28 protein-coding genes and 2 tRNA genes are annotated in these 20,467 nt (G+C 20.5%); 7 read left to right on the top strand and 23 right to left on the bottom strand.

Going from position 1 to position 20,467, the window contains the following annotated elements; all coding sequences use genetic code 11:
• Positions 1 to 26 precede the first annotated feature (26 nt).
• The 17 genes from rplF to rpsJ form a co-directional block, all read right to left on the bottom strand.
• Positions 27 to 560 (bottom strand): 50S ribosomal protein L6, encoded by a 534-nt coding sequence (rplF, locus tag GJU01_RS01295; protein ID WP_168868050.1) that lies wholly within the window; start codon positions 558 to 560, stop codon positions 27 to 29.
• Positions 561 to 577: 17 nt separating this feature from the next.
• Positions 578 to 970: a 30S ribosomal protein S8 gene (rpsH, locus tag GJU01_RS01300; RefSeq protein WP_168868051.1), complete on the bottom strand. Its 393-nt coding sequence runs from the start codon at positions 968 to 970 to the stop codon at positions 578 to 580.
• Between the two features lie 32 nt (positions 971 to 1,002).
• Entirely contained in the window at positions 1,003 to 1,308 is a 306-nt protein-coding gene (gene rpsN, locus GJU01_RS01305; protein WP_168868052.1) for a 30S ribosomal protein S14, read from the bottom strand.
• Positions 1,309 to 1,322: 14 nt separating this feature from the next.
• Positions 1,323 to 1,862, bottom strand: a complete 540-nt coding sequence (rplE, locus tag GJU01_RS01310) for a 50S ribosomal protein L5 (RefSeq protein WP_168868053.1) — start codon at positions 1,860 to 1,862, stop codon at positions 1,323 to 1,325.
• Positions 1,863 to 1,882: 20 nt separating this feature from the next.
• Positions 1,883 to 2,200 (bottom strand): 50S ribosomal protein L24, encoded by a 318-nt coding sequence (gene rplX / locus GJU01_RS01315; RefSeq protein ID WP_168868054.1) that lies wholly within the window; start codon positions 2,198 to 2,200, stop codon positions 1,883 to 1,885.
• Between the two features lie 17 nt (positions 2,201 to 2,217).
• The gene (gene rplN, locus GJU01_RS01320; protein WP_168868055.1) at positions 2,218 to 2,589 is read right to left on the bottom strand and encodes a 50S ribosomal protein L14; all 372 of its coding nucleotides are present in this window, start codon (positions 2,587 to 2,589) and stop codon (positions 2,218 to 2,220) included.
• 83 nt (positions 2,590 to 2,672) lie between these two features.
• On the bottom strand, positions 2,673 to 2,927 hold the full coding sequence (gene rpsQ, locus GJU01_RS01325) for a 30S ribosomal protein S17 (protein ID WP_168868056.1): 255 nt from the start codon (positions 2,925 to 2,927) through the stop codon (positions 2,673 to 2,675).
• Positions 2,928 to 2,931: 4 nt separating this feature from the next.
• Positions 2,932 to 3,126, bottom strand: coding sequence for a 50S ribosomal protein L29 (rpmC, locus tag GJU01_RS01330; protein WP_168868057.1), 195 nt, complete (start codon positions 3,124 to 3,126; stop codon positions 2,932 to 2,934).
• A 12-nt stretch (positions 3,127 to 3,138) separates the two neighbouring features.
• The gene (gene rplP, locus GJU01_RS01335; RefSeq protein WP_168868058.1) at positions 3,139 to 3,540 is read right to left on the bottom strand and encodes a 50S ribosomal protein L16; all 402 of its coding nucleotides are present in this window, start codon (positions 3,538 to 3,540) and stop codon (positions 3,139 to 3,141) included.
• 19 nt (positions 3,541 to 3,559) lie between these two features.
• Entirely contained in the window at positions 3,560 to 4,270 is a 711-nt protein-coding gene (gene rpsC / locus GJU01_RS01340) for a 30S ribosomal protein S3 (RefSeq protein WP_168868059.1), read from the bottom strand.
• Positions 4,270 to 4,620 carry a 50S ribosomal protein L22 gene (gene rplV, locus GJU01_RS01345; protein ID WP_168868060.1) on the bottom strand — a complete coding sequence of 117 codons (351 nt, stop codon included), beginning with the start codon at positions 4,618 to 4,620 and terminating at the stop codon, positions 4,270 to 4,272. The genes rpsC and rplV overlap by 1 nt, the downstream gene beginning before the upstream one ends.
• Before the next feature lie 41 nt (positions 4,621 to 4,661).
• Positions 4,662 to 4,949 (bottom strand): 30S ribosomal protein S19, encoded by a 288-nt coding sequence (rpsS, locus tag GJU01_RS01350; RefSeq protein WP_168868061.1) that lies wholly within the window; start codon positions 4,947 to 4,949, stop codon positions 4,662 to 4,664.
• Positions 4,950 to 4,976: 27 nt separating this feature from the next.
• Positions 4,977 to 5,798, bottom strand: a complete 822-nt coding sequence (gene rplB / locus GJU01_RS01355; RefSeq protein ID WP_168868062.1) for a 50S ribosomal protein L2 — start codon at positions 5,796 to 5,798, stop codon at positions 4,977 to 4,979.
• 18 nt (positions 5,799 to 5,816) lie between these two features.
• Entirely contained in the window at positions 5,817 to 6,122 is a 306-nt protein-coding gene (gene rplW / locus GJU01_RS01360; RefSeq protein WP_168868063.1) for a 50S ribosomal protein L23, read from the bottom strand.
• Positions 6,119 to 6,724, bottom strand: coding sequence for a 50S ribosomal protein L4 (gene rplD / locus GJU01_RS01365; RefSeq protein ID WP_168868064.1), 606 nt, complete (start codon positions 6,722 to 6,724; stop codon positions 6,119 to 6,121). The genes rplW and rplD overlap by 4 nt, the downstream gene beginning before the upstream one ends.
• A 40-nt stretch (positions 6,725 to 6,764) precedes the next feature.
• Positions 6,765 to 7,400, bottom strand: coding sequence for a 50S ribosomal protein L3 (gene rplC / locus GJU01_RS01370; protein ID WP_168868065.1), 636 nt, complete (start codon positions 7,398 to 7,400; stop codon positions 6,765 to 6,767).
• Positions 7,401 to 7,449: 49 nt separating this feature from the next.
• A complete protein-coding gene (rpsJ, locus tag GJU01_RS01375; RefSeq protein ID WP_168821827.1) occupies positions 7,450 to 7,761 on the bottom strand; it encodes a 30S ribosomal protein S10 in 312 nt (103 codons plus the stop codon).
• Between the two features lie 236 nt (positions 7,762 to 7,997).
• Between rpsJ and ruvX the strand changes: the two genes are divergently transcribed.
• From ruvX to hemW, 3 genes are read left to right on the top strand one after another with little or no spacing between them, the layout of a single operon-like run.
• Positions 7,998 to 8,447 (top strand): Holliday junction resolvase RuvX, encoded by a 450-nt coding sequence (gene ruvX, locus GJU01_RS01380; RefSeq protein ID WP_246208928.1) that lies wholly within the window; start codon positions 7,998 to 8,000, stop codon positions 8,445 to 8,447.
• Between the two features lie 59 nt (positions 8,448 to 8,506).
• Positions 8,507 to 9,067, top strand: coding sequence for a hypothetical protein (locus GJU01_RS01385; protein ID WP_168868066.1), 561 nt, complete (start codon positions 8,507 to 8,509; stop codon positions 9,065 to 9,067).
• A 12-nt stretch (positions 9,068 to 9,079) separates the two neighbouring features.
• The gene (gene hemW / locus GJU01_RS01390) at positions 9,080 to 10,228 is read left to right on the top strand and encodes a radical SAM family heme chaperone HemW (RefSeq protein WP_168868067.1); all 1,149 of its coding nucleotides are present in this window, start codon (positions 9,080 to 9,082) and stop codon (positions 10,226 to 10,228) included.
• Here the strand turns inward: hemW and trmB are convergent.
• On the bottom strand, positions 10,221 to 10,922 hold the full coding sequence (trmB, locus tag GJU01_RS01395; RefSeq protein ID WP_168868068.1) for a tRNA (guanosine(46)-N7)-methyltransferase TrmB: 702 nt from the start codon (positions 10,920 to 10,922) through the stop codon (positions 10,221 to 10,223). The two genes, hemW and trmB, sit on opposite strands and share 8 nt — an antisense overlap.
• A gap of 80 nt (positions 10,923 to 11,002) precedes the next feature.
• Here trmB and GJU01_RS01400 point away from each other — a divergent pair, with 80 nt between their 5' ends.
• The gene (locus GJU01_RS01400) at positions 11,003 to 11,260 is read left to right on the top strand and encodes an oxidative damage protection protein (protein ID WP_168868069.1); all 258 of its coding nucleotides are present in this window, start codon (positions 11,003 to 11,005) and stop codon (positions 11,258 to 11,260) included.
• 4 nt (positions 11,261 to 11,264) lie between these two features.
• Here the strand turns inward: GJU01_RS01400 and GJU01_RS01405 are convergent.
• A tRNA-Ala gene (locus tag GJU01_RS01405) sits at positions 11,265 to 11,337 on the bottom strand.
• An 11-nt stretch (positions 11,338 to 11,348) separates the two neighbouring features.
• Positions 11,349 to 11,422: transfer RNA gene (locus GJU01_RS01410), tRNA-Ile, on the bottom strand.
• A 130-nt stretch (positions 11,423 to 11,552) separates the two neighbouring features.
• Here GJU01_RS01410 and rmuC point away from each other — a divergent pair.
• From rmuC to GJU01_RS01425, 3 genes are all read left to right on the top strand, one after another.
• Positions 11,553 to 12,890 carry a DNA recombination protein RmuC gene (rmuC, locus tag GJU01_RS01415; RefSeq protein ID WP_168868070.1) on the top strand — a complete coding sequence of 446 codons (1,338 nt, stop codon included), beginning with the start codon at positions 11,553 to 11,555 and terminating at the stop codon, positions 12,888 to 12,890.
• Positions 12,891 to 13,733: 843 nt separating this feature from the next.
• Positions 13,734 to 15,134 (top strand): asparagine--tRNA ligase, encoded by a 1,401-nt coding sequence (asnS, locus tag GJU01_RS01420; protein ID WP_168868071.1) that lies wholly within the window; start codon positions 13,734 to 13,736, stop codon positions 15,132 to 15,134.
• Positions 15,135 to 15,230: 96 nt separating this feature from the next.
• Positions 15,231 to 16,445 carry a porin gene (locus GJU01_RS01425; protein ID WP_168868072.1) on the top strand — a complete coding sequence of 405 codons (1,215 nt, stop codon included), beginning with the start codon at positions 15,231 to 15,233 and terminating at the stop codon, positions 16,443 to 16,445.
• 71 nt (positions 16,446 to 16,516) lie between these two features.
• Here the strand turns inward: GJU01_RS01425 and GJU01_RS01430 are convergent, their stop codons facing one another.
• The 3 genes from GJU01_RS01430 to aroA form a co-directional block, all read right to left on the bottom strand.
• Positions 16,517 to 17,152 carry an MBL fold metallo-hydrolase gene (locus GJU01_RS01430; protein ID WP_168868073.1) on the bottom strand — a complete coding sequence of 212 codons (636 nt, stop codon included), beginning with the start codon at positions 17,150 to 17,152 and terminating at the stop codon, positions 16,517 to 16,519.
• Positions 17,153 to 17,241: 89 nt separating this feature from the next.
• Positions 17,242 to 18,897, bottom strand: a complete 1,656-nt coding sequence (gene rpsA / locus GJU01_RS01435) for a 30S ribosomal protein S1 (RefSeq protein ID WP_168868074.1) — start codon at positions 18,895 to 18,897, stop codon at positions 17,242 to 17,244.
• Positions 18,898 to 19,172: 275 nt separating this feature from the next.
• On the bottom strand, positions 19,173 to 20,465 hold the full coding sequence (gene aroA, locus GJU01_RS01440; protein WP_168868075.1) for a 3-phosphoshikimate 1-carboxyvinyltransferase: 1,293 nt from the start codon (positions 20,463 to 20,465) through the stop codon (positions 19,173 to 19,175).
• Positions 20,466 to 20,467: the final 2 nt, after the last annotated feature.

Raw genomic sequence — 20,467 nt, forward strand, 5'->3', positions numbered from 1 at the left:
TTCTTTTTTAAACCTTTTATTCTATTTTATTTTTTTTTTGTCTCTTTAATTTTAATTATTTCATTACTATAACGAATACCTTTACCTTTATATGGTTCAGGAGGACGATAAGATCTTATATTAGCAGCTACTTGCCCTAAAAGTTGTTTATTAGCACTTGTTAAGATTATTTCATTTTGATTTAAACATTTTCCTATAATATTTTTAGGTAATATAAAATTTATTGGATGAGAAAAACCTAATATTAAATTAAGTATATTATTTTTAATTGAAGATTTATATCCTACTCCAAATAATATTAATTTTTTTGTGTAACCTATTGTTACTCCAATAATCATAGATTTTATAATAGAGCTAGTAGTACCAGCTTGAATCCAACCTTCTTTACTTTTTTTTTTTGGTTCAAATAATAATTTATCTTTTTTTAAAATTATTTTAACTTGTTTATTAACAGTATTCTTTAAGATTCCATTATTACCTTCAATATTTATTTTTTGTTCCTTAATAGTAATTTTAATGTTATTGGGAATAACAATAAATTTTTTAGCTATTCTAGACATAATTTATATACCTTTGTTTAGGATACATAACATATAATTTCTCCACCTATACCATAATAACGTGCTGTATAATCTGTTATTATTCCTTTAGATGTAGAAATAATAGCAATACCTAAACCAGCCATAACTTTTGGTAAAAACTTTTTTTTTTTATAAATTCTTAAGCTAGGTCGACTAACACAATATATTTTTTCGATAACTCCTTTACCTTTAAAATATTTTAACGTAATTTCTAATAAAATTTTTTTTTCTTTAATAAGATTAAAATTATTAATATATCCTTCATTTTTTAAAATGTGAGCAATAGATTTTTTAATTTTTGAATATTGCATTACAACTGTAGATTTATGTGATGATTGTCCATTACGTATACGCGTTAACATATCTGCAATTGGATTTTGTATACTCATATTAAAATTTTCCTATATAAATGAATAATAAATTACCAACTAGATTTTTTTAATCCTGGAATATCTCCTTTCATTGCAGCTTCTCTTAATTTAATACGACTTAATCCAAATTTTCTTAAAAATGCATGTGGTCTTCCAGTTAATTTACATCTATTTCTTTGTCTTGATAAACTAGAATCTCTTGGTAAAGATTGTAATTTAAAAACAGCATCCCATTTTAATTTATCGGAAGTATTTCTATCAGAAATAATTTTTTTTAATTTTTGTCTTTTCAAAAAAAATTTTTTTCCTAATTTTATTCTTTTTAATTCACGTGCCTTAATAGATTCTTTCGCCATTGGTACAACCTTTTTTATGATTTAAATGGAAATTTAAAAGCTTTAAATAAAGTATAACTTTCTTTATTTGATATTCTATTAGTTGTTATTGTAATATCTAATCCTCGAATATGATCTATTTTATCAAAATCAATTTCAGGGAAAATAATTTGTTCTTTTATTCCTATACTATAATTTCCATTTTTATCAAAAGATTTTTTAGATAAACCTCTAAAATCTCTAATTCTAGGTATTACTATCCATAATAAACGTTCAAAAAAATTCCACATTTTTTGTTTTCTTAACGTAACTTTACAACCTATTGGATAACCCTTTCTTATTTTAAAAGCAGCTATTGATTTATGTGATTTAGTTATTATTGGTTTTTGACCACTAATAAGAGTTAAATCATTTATAGCATTATCTAAATATTTTTTATCAGAAATTACCTTACCTACTCCCATATTTAAAGTAATTTTTTTAATACAAGGAACTTGCATTATAGAAGTATATTTAAATTTTAACATTAATTTTTTTATTATTTTATTTTTATAAAAATTATATAATTTTGACATGTAATACTATCTCTATTAATTTATTCTATATTTTTACCATTAGATTTAAAAAATCTTTTTTTAATTCCTTTATCATCATATCGTATACCAATACGATCAGATTTCCCTGTTTTTTTATTAAAAATAGCAATATTAGAAATATGAATATTTGCTTCTTGTTCTATAATGCCACCTGTATGTGATATTGTGGGATTAGGTTTACTATGTTTTTTAACAATATTTATTCCTTTAATGATTACGAAATTTTTTTTTATAAAAGATTTAATTTTTCCTTTTTTACCTTTATCTTTTCCTGTTAAAACTATTATTTCATCATTACGATGTAATTTATTTATCATATATTTATATCTCTTTATTAAATAACTTCTGAAGCTAATGAAATAATTTTCATAAATTTTTCATTTCTTAATTCTCTTGTGATAGGACCGAAAATTCTTGTCCCAATTAGCTGTTCATTAGTATCATTTAATAAAACACATGCATTATGATCAAATCTTATTATAGAACCATCAGAACGGCTTATACCTTTTTTAGTTCTAACGATAACAGCTTTTAATACATCACCTTTTTTTACTTTTCCTCGGGGAATAGCATCTTTTACCGTTATTTTAATAACATCACCAATATTAGCATAACGACGTCTTGAACCACCTAAAACTTTAATACACATAACACTTTTTGCACCAGAATTATCTGCTATATTTAATTTTGTATGTTCTTGTATCATAATAATATCTCTATTTATAACAAATATTAATATTTAAATTTTATTTGATAACAGTAAAATTTATTAAATATATAATTTTATAATTAAATTATTATTTTTTTGATAATATTAACTAGAGTCCAAGATTTCGTTTTTGATAATGGACGACATTCTTTAATTTCAACAATATCTCCTATTCTACATGTATTTTTTTCATCATGAACATGTAGTTTCGTTGTACGATTAATATATTTACCATACATGGGATGTTTTATTAACCTATTAATACTGACAATAATTGATTTTTGCATTTTATTACTTATTACTTTACCTTTCAAGAGCTTTGTTTTTTTTTGCATAATTTTATGATCTTTTTTTTCTTTGTGATAAAATTGTTTTTATTCTTGCAATATTTTTTCTAGATTTTTTCAGTAAATGAGTTTGTTTTAAATTTCCTGATTTTAACTGTATTTTTAAATTTAATTGTTCTCGAGATAAACTCAATAACTCATTTTTTAAATCTGTATTATTTTTTTTTATAATTTCATTTATTTTCATATAATATTTATTTTATTTTTTTAAAAAAATAGTTTTAATAGGTAATTTAGCTGCACCTAATTTAAATGCTTTACGAGCTATTAATTCAGAAACTCCATCAATTTCATATAAAATTCTTCCTGGTTGTACTAGAGCAACCCAATATTCCACATTACCTTTACCCTTGCCCATTCTAACTTCTAAAGGTTTTTCAGTTATAGGTTTATCTGGAAAAATTCTAATCCATATTTTTCCTTGTCTTTTAATAAAATGACTAATAGCTCTTCTTGCTGATTCTATTTGTTTTGAAGTAATCCTTCCTCTATCTATTGCTTTTATTCCATAAGTACCAAAATTAATTTTCATCCCAATAATAACACCACGATTCCTTCCTTTATGCATTTTTTTAAATTTTGTACGTTTTGGTTGTAACATTATATAAACGCCTCTTTTTTTATTTACGTCCTTTATTACGTTGTAATCTATAAGAATAATGTGTAATAGGTTTAGTAAAAATTAATTTTTTTTTAAAGTTATGTTTTAATATTTCTCCTTTAAAAATCCATACTTTTACTCCTATTACCCCATATGTAGTATTTGCTTCTGATAAACTAAAATCAATATCTGCCCTTAAAGTATGTAATGGAACTCTGCCTTCTCTATACCATTCTGTACGTGCAATTTCTGTACCACCTAAACGACCACTTACTTCTACTTTTACTCCTTTAGCACCTAATCTCATTGCATTTTGTACTGCTCTTTTCATTGCTCTTCTAAACATTATTCTTTTTTCTAATTGTACAGAAATTATATCAGCTACTAATTTTGCTTCTAATTCTGGTCTTCTAACTTCAGTTATATTAACTTGAGCCGGGACTCCTGTCATTTTAGATATTTTTTTTCTAAGTTTTTCGACATCTTCTCCTTTCTTACCTATAACTATACCAGGACGTGATGTGTGAATATTAACTCTAATACTTTTTGATGGTCTTTCTATTGTTATTTTAGAAACAGAAGCTTTTTTTAATTTTTGATTTAAAAATTTTCTTACTTGAAAATCACTATGTAAATAATTTGCATAATTTTTTGTATTTGCAAACCAAATAGAATTCCATATTTTTGTAATTCCTAATCTTAATCCATTGGGATTTGTTTTTTGACCCATTAATTTTTCTCCAATTTAATATTATCTGATAATATTATAGTAATATGACTTGTATATTTTAAAATTCGATCAGATCGTCCTTTAGCTCTAGGCATAATACGTTTCATATTTGTTCCTAAATCTATAAAAATTTTAAATATAAATAAATTATCTATATCTAATCCATAATTATGTTCAGCATTAGCTATTGCAGCATTTAATACTTTTTTAATTAAAAAAGCTGATTTTTTATTAGAAAAATTTAAAACATCTAACGCTTTAGATATATTATAACCTCTAATAATATTAGCTATTAATCTTAACTTTTGTGCAGAAGAAGGAGCATATTTATGTTTTGCTATAATTTCCATTTTTTCTCTTAAGTAAATTTATTATATAAATAAATATATGTTTATTTTTTTAAAGTTTTTTTAATTTTTTTATCAGCTGTATGTCCTCTATACGTACGTGTTGGAGAAAATTCACCTAATTTATGACCTACCATTTCATCTAAAATATATATTGGAATATGTTGTCTCCCATTATGTACAGAAATAGTTAATCCAATCATATTAGGGAAAATAGTTGAACGTCTAGACCAAGTACGTAATGGTTTTTTATTTTTATTTTTTATTGATTTTTCAATTTTTTTTAATAAATGTTGATCAATAAAAGGACCTTTTTTTAAAGAACGTGGCATATTTTGTTACCTTTTATTAATTAAAAATTACTTATTACGGTGTTTAATAATATATTTCTCTGTTCTTTTATTTTTTCTTGTTTTTTTACCTTTAGTTTGTACTCCCCATGGAGTTACAGGATGTTTCCCAAAGTTTTTTCCTTCTCCTCCACCATGAGGATGATCTATAGGATTCATTGCTGTTCCTCTAACTGTTGGTCTAATTCCTTTCCATCTTTTTGCACCAGCTTTACCAAAAGATTTTAACATATGTTCATTATTTCCTATTTCTCCTAATGTAGCTCTACAATTAGATCGAATTTTACGGATTTCTCCTGACTTTAATCTTAAAGTTATGTATGATTTTTCTTTGGAAATTAATTGAACATATGTACCAGCGGCTCTAGCTATTTGGCCTCCTTTCCCTGGTTTCATTTCTATATTATGTAAGACAGTACCAATAGGAATATTATTTAATGGTAATGTATTACCAATTTTTATTGGAACATTAGTTCCTGATTCTACAGTATCACCTATCTTTAAATCTTTAGGAGATAAGATATATTTTTTAACTCCATCTTTATATTTTATTAATGCAATATTAGCAGAACGGTTTGGATCATATTCTATTCTTTCTACTATAGCAGGGATATTATCTTTATTTCTTTTAAAATCTATAATACGATACAATCTTTTATGGCCTCCACCAATATGACGAGTTGTAATACGTCCATAATTATTTCTACCTCCTGATTTTTTTTTTTTTTCTATTTTAGAAGACAGAGGTCTACCTTTATATAAAGAATGATTAATAATTTTAATCATATGCCGTCTTCCTGGAGAAGTTGGATTATACTTTTTAATTATCATGTTTTATCAATTTAATCCTTATAAGTTCTTATTTATATTAAAATCAATTTTTTGATTTTTTTCTAAAATTATATATGCTTTTTTCCAATCACTACGTTGAAAATTATATTTCTTATTTTTTTTTTTTTTTCCTTTTATAATTAAAGTATTAACATTTTTAACTTTTACATTAAAAATTTTTTTTATTGCTTTTTTTATATCTATTTTAGTTGCTTTTTTTAAAACTTTAATAATTAAAGTATTTGTTTTTTCTGCAACAAAAGAAGATTTTTCAGAAATATGCGGCCCTTTTATAATTTTAAAATTATACTCTTTTTGAATCATATTAAAATCTCTTCTATATGTTTAATAGCATTAACAGTTATAATAACTTTATTAGCATTAATTAAATAAATAGGATTTATATTAATTGAATTTTTAATTTTTACGTTATATAAATTTCTAGATGCTAAAAATAAATTTTTATCAATAAATGTTGTAATAATCATTATTTTTTTTGATAAATATTTTTTTAATTTTTCAATTAAAATTTTAGTTTTTGGTTTACTAATATTAAATTTTTTAACTAAAATTAATCTTTTTTCTTTAATTAGTTGTGAAAAAATACTTTTTAATGCATTACGAAACATTTTTTTATTAATTTTTTTATTATATATTTTATTTTTTGCAGCAAAAGTAACTCCCCCAGAACGCCAAATTGGACTTTTAAAAGACCCTGCTCTAGCTTTTCCTGTTCCTTTTTGTTTCCATGGTTTTTTACCTGTTCCTTTTACTTCTCCTCTAGTTTTTTGTGCTTTAGTCCCTTGCCTACCTATTGTTCTATAAGATTCTATTAATTGATGTATTAATGATTTGTTATAATTCCTATTAAAAATAATATCTGAAACTATAACTATATCTTTAGTATCTTCTGTTATAATTTCCATTTTGATGCCTAATTAATATATTTATTTTTGTTGTATTAGATTAAATTTTTACTGCCGGTTTAACAATTACATTACTTCCAGTATATCCAGGAACAGCTCCTTTTATTAATAATAAATTTTTTATAAAATCTAATTTTATTATATGTAAATTTTGAATAGTAATTTTATGATTACCTAATTGCCCAGCCATCTTTTTGCCTTTAAATACTTTTCCTGGAGTTTGGTTTTGTCCAATAGATCCTGGTGCTCTGTGTGAAAGTGAATTTCCATGGCTAGCATCTTGAGTTTTAAAATTCCATTTTTTTACAGTTCCTGAGAATCCTTTTCCTTTTGATATTCCTGTTACATCTACCTTAACTATTTGTTTAAAAATATCAATATTTATTTTTTGACCTACATGAAAATTTTCAGGATTATAATTTTTAAGACGATATTCCCATAAAATATATCCTCCTTCTGTTTTTGCTTTTTTAAAATGTCCTATTTCGGCTTTATTCATACGACTTGTTTTTTTAAATCCAGTAGTCATTTGAATAGCATTATATCCATCATTTAAAATAGTTTTAATTTGAGTAATACGAATAGTATTAAAATGTATAACAGTTATTGGCATGGATATTCCATCTTTAGTAAATATACGGCTCATACCCATTTTTGTTCCTACTAATCCAATCATATATTTATATATACTCTATTTAATTATGTTAAAATTATAGTTAATTTTATTAACCTAAACTAATTTGCACATCGACTCCTGCTGCTAAATCTAATCTCATTAATGCATCTACAGTTTTTTCTGTTGGTTCTATAATATCAACTAAACGTTTATGAGTACGAATTTCATATTGGTCTCTAGCATCTTTATCAACATGAGGTGAAATTAATATTGTAAACTTTTCTTTGCGAGTAGGCAAAGGTATTGGCCCACGAACTTGAGCACCGGTACGTTTAGCTGTTTCAACAATTTCTGCTGTTGATTGATCAATTAATCGATGATCAAAAGCTTTTAGACGGATACGTATTCTTTGGTTCTGCATTAGATCAGAGCCTCTTATTTGAAAATTGAAATAACTCTCTATAAAATATATATTGAGAGAACCTTTTTAATTTTAAGAAAAATAAAAATCATATTATTATGACTTATAAAGTATAAATAAAGCAATATATTTAACATATAAAACTTTAAAAACTATATAATATTAATTATTATAATGAAGTTCAAAATTTTAATTCTTTAAATAAAAATTTACTTTTAAATAATTTTATATATTGCATGATAAAAAAAATTAATAATATAACTTTATTAGCTTTTGATTATGGAACTAAAAATATAGGAGTAGCTATTGGTCAAAGTTTAATAGGTATAGCACATACATTAAGAGTTATTAAAAATAAAAAATCTGGTAATATTAATTGGTTAAAATTTACTAAATTAATTAATAAATGGGAACCTAAAAAAATTATAATTGGATTACCACTAAAAATGGATGGTAGTCAACAATACACAACTATTTTAGCTAAAAATTTTGCTTTTCATATAAAAAAGAAATTTAATATAGAAACAATTTTTCATGATGAAAGATTAAGTACAGTTGAAGCTAAATATATTTTATTTTCACAAGGAGGATGGAGAAAATTAAAAAAAGGTGATATTAATTCTTTATCTGCATGTATTATTTTACAAAGTTGGTTTGAAAATAATAAATATAATAATTGTAATTAATTAAACATTTTTTAATCTAATTAAAAAATGTTTTTTATATAATTTGAGGCTTGTTTTTTATGATAACAATCATATGTTTTTTAAAACATTTAATAGATATTGTTATTTTATTTTTTTTATTAAGGTTATGGATATATTTTACTATTAATAATTATTATAATTTTTTCGTAAAATATATTATTTTATTAACAAATGTTTTTTTAAAAAACATTCAAAAATTTATTTTTAAAAGTAATAAAAGTGAAATTTTATCATTTATTTTAATATTATTATTAATATTTTTAAAATATCCAATATTAATTTTAATACAAAGTAAAAATTTATTTTTTCATAGTTTATTATTTTTTATATTTATTAGTATAATAACATTATTAAAATTTCTTGGATATTTATTTTTTTGGTTAATTACAATATATTTAATATTTAATATTTTTCATATAAAAAATAATGATTTAAATGATATTTTAGATATATTTATTCATCAAATTTTAAAAATTATAAGATTTTTTTTACAAAATTTTTATAATATAAACATCCTTTTGTTTATTATTAACATAATTTTATATTTTTTAAATAATTTATTTATGGATTTATTTCCTCAATTTTGGTTTTTAATATAAAAAATACATTATATGATTAATTTTACTAAATATTATAGTTTATATATTCATATTCCTTGGTGTTTAAAAAAATGTCCTTACTGTGATTTTTATTCAACTATTTTTATAAAAAATAATAAACAAATACAGGAAAAATATATACAAAGTTTATTATTAGATTTAGATAAAACTTTATTGATTATTCAAAAAAAAATTTATATTAAAAGTATTTTTCTAGGAGGAGGAACTCCAAGTTTAATAGATGAAAAATTAATATCTTTTCTTTTAAATAAAATAAAAAAAAAAATTAATGTTTTAAAATCTGCTGAAATTACTATTGAAATTAATCCATCTTCTATTACTGAACAAAAAATTAAAAGTTATATAAATAGTGGTATTAATCGTTTTTCAATTGGGATTCAAAGTTTTGATGATAAAAATTTAAAAATTTTAGGTAGAGTACATAATTCTGAAGAAGCTGTTAATGCTATTAATATTTTAATTAAACAAAAAATATCGAATTTTAATTTAGATATAATCTATGGTATACCAGGCCAAACTTTACAAAATTCTTGTAATGATTTATATAAAGCAATTTCATTTAAACCTAATCATATTTCATGGTATCAATTAACTATTGAAAAAAATACAATATTTGAAAAATTTAAACCAAAAAATTGGTTAAATGATGATTTATTATGGAAAATATTTTTACAAGGTAAAAAAATATTTTTAAAAAATAAGTATTTACAATATGAAATTTCTTCTTTTGCCCAAAATAAAAAATTTATTTGTAATCATAATTTAAATTATTGGTATTTTGGTAATTATTTAGGTATTGGTTGTAATTCTCATAGTAAAATTACTTTATTAAATAATAAAATTATGAGAATTATTAAAAATAATAATATTCAACAGTATATAAATGGTAATTTTTTTCTTTCTATGAAAATAATTTTATCTAAAGATATAATATTTGAATTTTTTTTAAATCGTTTTAGATTATATAAAAAAATACATAAAAAAGAATTCCAAAAAGTAACGGGTATAAATAAAATAAAAATTATACCTTTAATTAATAAAGCATTAAAAATGGGTTATTTAAAAGAAAATAATGATTATTGGATCATAACTAATCAAGGACATTTATATTTAAATAATTTATTAGAAATTTTTATTTAGAAATTATAACTTTTTTATATTCTATATAATATATATTTTTTTTTTTCAATTTTGCTTTATTAAAAAATTTACTTTTTAATAAATATAAATGTAAATTTTTATAAATATTATTATATTGATTAGATTTTAAAATTATGAATTTATTATTCTTATGATTAATATTTTTTATATTTAAAATAATATTATTTCTATAATCTTGACAATCAGTTACTATATATAATAGTCCATTATTAATTAATTTAAAAAAAATAATTTTTAAAAAATCTTGTTGAAATAATCTCCTTTTCTTATGTTTTCTTTTAGGCCAAGGATCAGGAAAATAAAATTGAATTAATTTAATTGAACAATTAGGTATCATATTCTTAAAAACAAAAAAAGCATCATAATAAATTAATTTTAAATTTTTAATTTTATTTTCTATTATTTTACGAAGACAATTAATAATTCCTGGTAAATATACTTCTATCCCAATAAAATTATATTTTATATTTTGCAGAGCAAAATGAGTAATATTATTATCTATACCAAAACCAATATCAATAATTATTGATAGATTATTATTAAAAACATTTAAAAAATTTAAATTTTTCTTTTTATAATTAATATTAAACAAATTAAAATATTTATTAAAAATTATTTGTTTAGATATTTTTAATTTTCTATAACGACAAATAAAACTTTTTATATGTTTCATATTTTATAACTATATAGTAAATAATTTTTAAAATAATATCTGTATATTATATAATTAAAATCAAAATATAGAAGAAATTTATGTCAAAAAAAATTTTTTGTATTTATTTTCAATGCAAAATGAATAAATTAAATTATAAAGTATATCCAGGTAATATAGGAGACATTATTTATAATCACATTTCTCAAAATGCATGGCTAAAATGGTTAATTTATCAAACTAAATTAATTAATGAAAAACAATTGAATATGACAAAAGAAAAACATATACGTTTTTTAGAAAAAGAAATGATTAATTTTTTATTCAAAAATGATAAAACTTTGTTTTTAAAAAAATAAATTATGGAGCTAAGCGGAATTGAACCGCTGACCCTCTGCGTGCAAAGCAGATGCTCTACCAACTGAGCTATAGCCCCTTAAAATTTTATAGGCTTGAGTGGATTTGAACCACCGACCTCACCCTTATCAGGGGTGTGCTCTAACCATCTGAGCTACAAGCCTTCTATATAATAAAAAGTATATTTCAATTAATTCATATTTTAGAATAAATGTCAACTATAATATATTATATATTAAAAATATAATTTTTTTTTAAATCATAATTTTAATTTTTTAAAAGGTTATAAATATAATGTTTTTTTACAAAAAATTTTTTTATTTTTTTATACAATTTTTATTAATTATTATTATATTTTTTTATTACAAAAAAAAAAAAATTAAAAAATGTTTAATAAAAAAAATAAAAAAAAATAAACAATTAGAAATTGAATTAATAAAAAAAATAGAACAAATAGAATTTTTACACAATTTAAAAATAAAGAATAAAAATTTAAATAAAATAATATCTAATCAAATGGAAACAATTATAAATTTAAAAATAAAAAATAAAGAAATACAAACAAAACTAAATGATAATATTATTTTTTTTAATGAAAAAAAAAAATTAATTATAAACAATAATCATTATTTAAATACAGAATTTCAAAATTTAGCTAATAAAGTATTAGAAAAAAGTGAACAAAGAATAAATCAATATAATAATCAAAACATAAAAAATATTATTTCTCCTTTAAATTTTAAATTGGAATCATTAAAAGAACAATTACAAAGAAATTTAAATCAAGAGTCATTAGAACGTAATATATTAACTAATGAAATTAAAAATTTAAAAAAATTAAATATACATATTTCTCAAGATGCTATAAATCTTACTAATGCTTTAAAAGGAAATAATAAAATTCAAGGTATTTGGGGAGAATTAGTATTAAATAAAATTTTAGAATCTTCTGGATTAAGAAATGGGTATGAATATGAAACACAAAAAAAAATTGAATTAAAAAATGAAAAAAAAATACAACCAGATGTTATTATTAATTTACCTTATAATAAAAAAATAATTATAGATTCAAAAATGACTTTAATAGCATATGAACGTTATTTCAATACTAATAATAAAAATACACAAAAAAAAGCATTAAATGATCATATATTAGCTATTCGTAATCATTTACGAATATTAAGTAATAAAAAATATCAATGTGCATTTAAATTAAAATTATTAGATTATATTATAATGTTTATCCCAATTGAATCGGCTTTTTCATTAGCAATAAATTTTAAGCCTTCTTTATTATATGAAGCTTTAAAACTAAATATTATGTTAGTTAGCCCTACAACTTTAATGATTTCTTTAAGAACTATAGAAAATTTATGGCGTTTTGATAAACAAAATAAAAATTCTTTAGTTATTGCTAATAAAGCAACAGCATTATATAATAAAATTCGATTATTTGTAGAAGATATATATATTTTAGAAAAAAATCTTAATAAACTTCAAAGTAGTTATGATTCAGCTATTAAAAAATTATTTAAAGGGAAGGGTAATATAATTTCCCAAGCTGAAAATTTTCGTAATTTAGGTATAGACGTAGTAAATAAAATTAATAAAGATATTATAAAAAAAAATTAAAGTTAATTTTTATACAAAAGATATAAAGAATTCATTCTTTATATTTAATAAAAGTATTAATTTAACAAATAAAAAATTAAAAAAAAATATACTAATATTATTAGTAGTAAAAGTTATTTATAAAATATAATATTTAAAATATTTTAATATTTATAAAGTAACTAAAATATAAAAATTATTACTGATTTAATATAAGTTGTAGTGTACATTATATTATACTAATTTATATAATAACCATATTTATTATAAATTAAAATATTATTAAAAAAATTATTATAGTAATAAGAGAATATAAATTAAACTTTTATATTAGTTATTTATATAAAAAATAATTAATTACTTTAAATTTATAACTTTAACTACTATGTTATAATAATGTTTTTAAAAATATTAAAAATTTAAAACTCTAAGATTTTTAAAACTAAAATACATAATTTTGCTAAATAATCAGTATGATTGAAAGAAATATTAAGATAAAAATATATTAATAAGTTTAACAAATATTTTTTAATAAAAAACATAGAACAAATTCTATAAAAAATATGATTAATTAAAATTGATTTTTTATTTTCACTTTTTTAAGTAATGCATAAAATATGCGAAGAATTAAAAAACAAAAATTATTTTTCATTATTACCTAATTTTTTTAAAAATTATATTTTTAAGAAAAAATATTTTTTTAAATATTCAAGTAGAAAAAATTTGTTTAATATTTTGAATTTAAATAAAATAATTGAAATTATTATTTTTATAAATTAAAATAAACTTTATTTATTATTAAATAAATATTAATTCTAAAATTTAAAATAATATTTTTGTAATTTTAATGAAGAGAAAATAATAATGTATTTAGTTTCGAGTATATCTCAATTAATGAAAGGAAAAATAAAAATTAATAGTAAAATATCTATTGGAGGATGGGTACGTAACAGAAGACATTCTAAGTTAGGTATTTCTTTTATTAATTTATATGATGGTTCATGTATACATGATATACAAATTATTGCAAATAATAAATTAAATAATTATAAAAAAGAAATTTTATCAATTACTAGTGGATGTTCCTTAAAAGTAAAAGGAATATTTAAATATTCACCTAAAAATTTACAAATTTATGAAATTTATGCATTAAAAATAAAAATTTTAGGTTGGGTAAATAATCCAGGGAAATATCCTATTTCTCCTAAAAAACATAGTTTAAAATATTTAAGAGAAGTTTCTCATTTAAGATCTAGAACAAAAATAATTAGTTGTATTACAAGAATTAAGCATAATGTAGCTTTATATATACATAATTTTTTAAATAAAAAAAATTTTTTTTGGATAAATACACCTTTAATTACAACATTAGATACTGAAGGATCAGGAAAAATGTTTAGAGTATCTACTCTAGATTTATCAAAATTTAAGTATCAAAAAGATAAAAATATTTTTAAAAAAGATTTTTTTGGTAAAGAAGCATTTTTAACTGTTTCTGGACAACTAAATTTAGAAACATATGCTTGTTCTATGTCTAGAGTTTATACATTTGGTCCTACTTTTAGAGCTGAAAATTCAAATACTAATCGTCATTTAGCAGAATTTTGGATGTTAGAAATAGAAATAGCTTTTTCTAATTTAGAATATATTATTATTTTTATAGAAAAAATGTTAAAAAAAATTTTTCAATATGTTTTAAATTTTCATGAAAATGAAATTTCTTTTTTGTCTGAAAGAACAGATAATAATTTATATAATAAAATATATAAAATTGTATCAAAAAAATTTAATTTAATTGAATATACTGAAGCTATAAATATTTTAAAAAACTGTAAAGAAAAATTTTCTCATTTAATTATATGGGGGGAAGATCTCTCAATAGAACATGAAAAATATTTAACAAATAAATATTTTAATAATATAGTAATAATATATAATTATCCTAAAAATATAAAAGCATTCTATATGTATTTAAATGATGATAAAAATACTGTTGCATCTATAGATGTTTTATTACCTGATATTGGTGAAATTATAGGAGGGTCACAAAGAGAAAATAGAATAAATATATTAGATGAAAGATTAAAAGAATTTAAACTTAATAAAAATGATTATTGGTGGTATCGTGATTTAAGAAAATATGGTACTATTCCTCATTCTGGATTTGGTTTGGGTTTTGAAAGATTAATATCTTATATTACTGGGATATATAATATTAAGGATATAATTCCATTTCCGAGAACACCTTATAATGCAAAGTTTTAAAAATTTTTTATAAATGAAAAAAAATAATTTTTTGATAAACTTTATTATATATTTTATATCAATAAATAATAATCATTATAGTCAGGATAAAAAATTATGAAATATAATATATTAAAATTTTTAATACCTTTTTTACTAATAATTAATAGTATTAATATTGTTTGTGCTAGTGAAATTTATAACAAAGATCAACAAAAGATAGATTTATATGGATTTTTAGATATTAAAAAAGCATATTCTAAAGATAGAGAAGAAATGCCAAGAAAATATGAAAATATTATATCTAATATGGTTATTGGACTTAAAGGCCAAACTAATATTTTTAATGATATCTATGGTTATACTCAATTTGAATTTAGCTTACCAATAAATCAAAATACTGAAATAGAAAAAAATGTTTTTCCATCTATACGTTTAGGTTTAATAGGATTAAATTTTAATCATGGTAATAGTTCTTTAGATTTTGGAAGAAATTATGGAATATTATATGATACTACTTCTTATATTAAAACAGATTCTTTTTTTACAGATGATTTAATGTATAGTTATAATGATAAATTTATGTTTGGAAGAACAAATAATCTTTTAACATATAGAAATAGAAATTTTTTTGGTTTAATTAAAGGATTAGAAATAGCATTACAATATAAAAGTCCTCATTTTTATATTGAAGATAATGTATTTTATGATGAAAATAATAATAATGAACATCGTGACATTTTTGTAGAAAAAGAAAAAAATAAAAAAGGATGGGGTGCTTCCATTGGATATAAAATAGGAAATTCAGGAGTAAGTATTATAGGATCATATTTTAATACCTCTAAAATAATCGATAAAAATGATGAATTAAAAAAAGTTTTTTCTATAAAAAATCAAAATTTAAAAAATGATGATAATATAAATGCTTTTTCAATTGGTGCTAAATATAACAAGAATAATATTTATTTAGCAACAGTATTTAGTCGAGCAAAAAATTCATTAACATATTTAGATAGAAATAGTTATTCTTTTGCTTATAAAATTAAAAAATTAGAAATTATTGGACAATATAAATTTGATAAAAATTTAAAAGCTAGTATTTCTTATGTTCAAACAGAAGGGAATAATATTCCTGCAGGATATTATTATCCTGGTGGAAATATAAATTTTGGGAAATATATATCAATTAATACAATTTATAAATTTAGTAAAAATTTATCTGCATATTTTGATTATCGTATTAATTTATTAAATAAAAAAGATAAATATATAAAAACAAATCATCTGTTTACAGATAATCTTTTTGGTATAGGTATAATTTATAAGTTTTAAATCTTAAATCATTATTTACTAGCTATTTCTTAAATTTAATAATTTTATAAAAAAATAAATCCTAGAAATAGTTAGTTTCTTTTTTGTAACCAAGGATTATTTATTATTTCATAATTAATACTAGTTTTTTCTCCATGACCTGGTAAAATAATAGTTCTTTTATCTAAAGAAAAAATTTTTTTTTTTATAGAATGAATTAAAAGGTTAAAATTACTTTTTGGTAAATCTGTTCGACCAATACTATTTTTAAAAATAGTATCCCCTGATATTAAATAATTATTTAATTTATTAAAAAAAATTATATGACCTGGAGTATGACCAGGACAATGATATGTTTGTAATATAATTTTCCCTATACAAATATTTTGATTATTTTTTAACCATATATTATTTTTAAAAACACAATATGGTAATTGAAATATTTTATTTTGTAATTTTATATTTTTAATCCAAAAAATATCTTTTTTATGTGGACCTAATATAGGAATATTTAAAATTTTAGATAAAGTATAAGCCCCACCAATATGATCTAAATGTCCATGAGTTATTAATATTTTTGTTATATTAAATTTATATTTATTTAAAATTTTAAAAATTTTTAAATCTTCTCCTCCAGGATCAATAATAGCTGCATCTAATGTTTTTTGACACCATATAATATAACAATTTTGATTAAAATTTGTTACAGGAATAGTTATGTAATTCATAATTATGATATTAACTTAATTTATATATTTATCAATTATTTTTAAAAGTTTATTAATTAATAATATTTATGATTTAAAGAAAATATATGTTATTCACATTTTGCTGCTTTAAAAGCTTCTGTCATTATATTGGAAAAATTATTTTTTTTATTTTTTTTAATAATTTTATCTTCTATAATATTTAAATTAATAATTATATATACTATTCTAGTTTTACGATCAATATTATTAATTTTACCTTCTATATTTTGTCCTTTTTTAAAATATTTTAAAATATTGTCAATTTTATGATTTTTATATTCAGATAATTTTACATTTCCTAATATACCATCTTTAAATTTTAATTTAATATTTTTATTATCTATGTCAGTAATAGTACCTATTACTATATTATTTTTTTTCTGTTCTATAAAATATTGATTTAATGGGTCTTCTGTTAATTGTTTAATACCTAAAGAAATTCTTTCTCTCTCAGGATCTACTTGTAAAACAATAGTTGTAATATCATTACCCTTTTTATATTTATTAACTTCATCTTCCCCTTTATTTATCCAGGATAAATCAGATAAATGAACTAATCCATCTATTCCTCCAGTTAAACCAATAAAAATACCAAAATCTGTTATGGATTTTATTTTACCTTGTACATGATCACCCTTATTATAATTTTTAGAAAATTCTAACCAAGGATTATTTGTACATTGTTTAATACCTAAAGAAATTCTTCTTCTTTCTTCATCAATATCTAAAACCATAACTTCCACTTTATCATTAACATTTACTATTTTAGTAGGATGTATATTTTTATTGGTCCAATCCATTTCTGATACATGGACTAAACCTTCAACTCCTTCTTCAATTTCAACAAAACATCCATAATCTGTTAAATTTGTTACTCTTCCTAATAATTTGCTATTTTCAGGATAACGTGTTGATATAGATTTCCACGGATCTTCACCTAATTGTTTTAATCCTAATGAAACACGAGTTTTATCTTTATCAAATTTTAATATTTTAATTTTAATTTCTTCACCAATATTAACAATTTCACTTGGATGTTTAACTCTTTTCCAAGCCATATCGGTTATATGTAATAATCCATCAACACCACCTAAATCAACAAATGCCCCATAATCAGTTAAATTTTTTACTAATCCTTTAATCTCCATACCTTCATATATAGTATTAAGTAAATGATTTCTTTCAGCACTATTTTCTAATTCTATGACTGCTTTTCTTGATACAACAACATTATTTCGTTTTTTATCTAACTTTATAACTTTAAAATCTAATTCTTTTCCTTCTAAATGAGCAGTATCTCTAATTGGACGAATATCTACCAAAGATCCTGGTAAAAAAGCTCTAATACTATTAAGTTCAACAGTAAATCCTCCTTTTACTTTACCAGTAATAATTCCTTTAATATTATTATTATTTAAATTAGCTTTTTCTAAAATTAACCAAGATTCATGTCTTTTAGCTTTTTCTCTAGATAAAATAGTTTCTCCAAATCCATCTTCTATTGAATCTAATGATACATCTACAATATCTCCTACCTTAATTTCAAGATTTCCTTGAGAATTTTTAAATTGTGAAATAGGAATACAAGATTCTGATTTTAATCCAGCATCTACTAGCACAATATCTTTTTTGATAGAAATAATAGTTCCAGATATTATAGAACCTAAATTAACAATTTTATTTTTTAATGATTTTTCAAATAATTCTGCAAAACATTCACTCATATTAGTAACTTTAAAATATTTTATAATAAATATCCACTTAAATCATATTAAGTATTATTTTTTTAAAAAACTCATATATTCCTTTTTATGAGAGAAATTTAAATATAATTTATAATTATGTATTATATAATCTATATATATCTATCGATATGCATATAAAGTTAACATTAATAAGTTTTTTCTGCAACTATATATATTATAAGTATTAATTTATTTAATTTTATTATTTTAATAATAAAATACTTTCATTATATAATTAAATAATTATAATTAATTTAATTATAAAAACTAATTTTTTTAAAATCTTTAAAAAAATTTGGATATGTTTTACTAGTACAATTAGGATTAATAATACTTACTGAATTATTAGATAATGCTAATAATGAAAAACACATAGCTATACGATGATCATTATATGTTTCAATTATAACTTTTTTTATATGTTTAGGAGGAGAAATAATGATATAATCATAACCAGTAATAATTTTTGCACCAGTTTTTTTTAATTCATTAGACATTGCTGTTAATCTATCAGTTTCTTTAACCCTCCAATTATATATATTTTTTATAGTTGTAATTCCTTTTGAAAATAAACTAGTAACAGCTATAGTCATAGCCACATCTGGAATATCATTAAAATCCATATTTATTGAGTTTAAACTATTTTTTGTACAACTAATATAATTTTTACCATAATTTATTCTTGCACCCATCTTTTGTAAAATATTAACATATTTAATATCACCTTGAATACTATTTTTATTTATATTATTTATTTTAACTGTACCTCCTTTAATCGCTGCTGCAGATAAAAAATATGATGCAGAAGAAGCATCTCCTTCTATAATATATTCTCCAGGAGAAATATAATTTTGTTGTCCAGAAATTTTAAATTGCTGATAATTATAATTATCTACATGAATACCAAATATTTTCATTAATTTAATAGTTATATCAATATATGGTTTTGATACTAAATTATTCGTAATATTAATTAAAGTATCTTGTTTTATTAAAGGACTTATAATTAATAATGACGTTAAAAACTGGCTAGAAATAGAACCTTTTATTTCAAGAATATTAGTACCTTGAAATCCTCCTTTTATCTGTATAGGAGGAAAATTTTGTTTTTCTAAATAATTTATAATAGCACCACCAGCTCTTAATGAATCTACAAGATGTTTTATAGGCCTTTCTTTCATCCTTGGTTCACCAGTTAAAATAATATCACATTTATTATTTAATGATAGTACTGCTGTTAATGGTCTAATTACAGTTCCTGCGTTACCAAGAAATAATTTTATTTTTTTTTTAGATTTTAAAATTCCATTATTTCCTATAATTAAACATTCTGTTTTATTTTTTGATAAAATAAATTTAATATTTAATTTTTTTAATGCGTTTAACATATGATAAATATCATCACTATTAAGTAAATTACTTAATTTAGTATTGCCTTTAGCTAATGCTGATAACAAAAGTACTCTATTAGAAATACTTTTAGATCCAGGTAAAGATATAGAACCTTTAATTTTATGAATAGGTTTTAGAGTTAAAATATTTTTCATAT

The sequence above is a fragment of the Enterobacteriaceae endosymbiont of Donacia vulgaris genome, assembly GCF_012568445.1.
Taxonomy (GTDB): Bacteria; Pseudomonadota; Gammaproteobacteria; order Enterobacterales; family Enterobacteriaceae.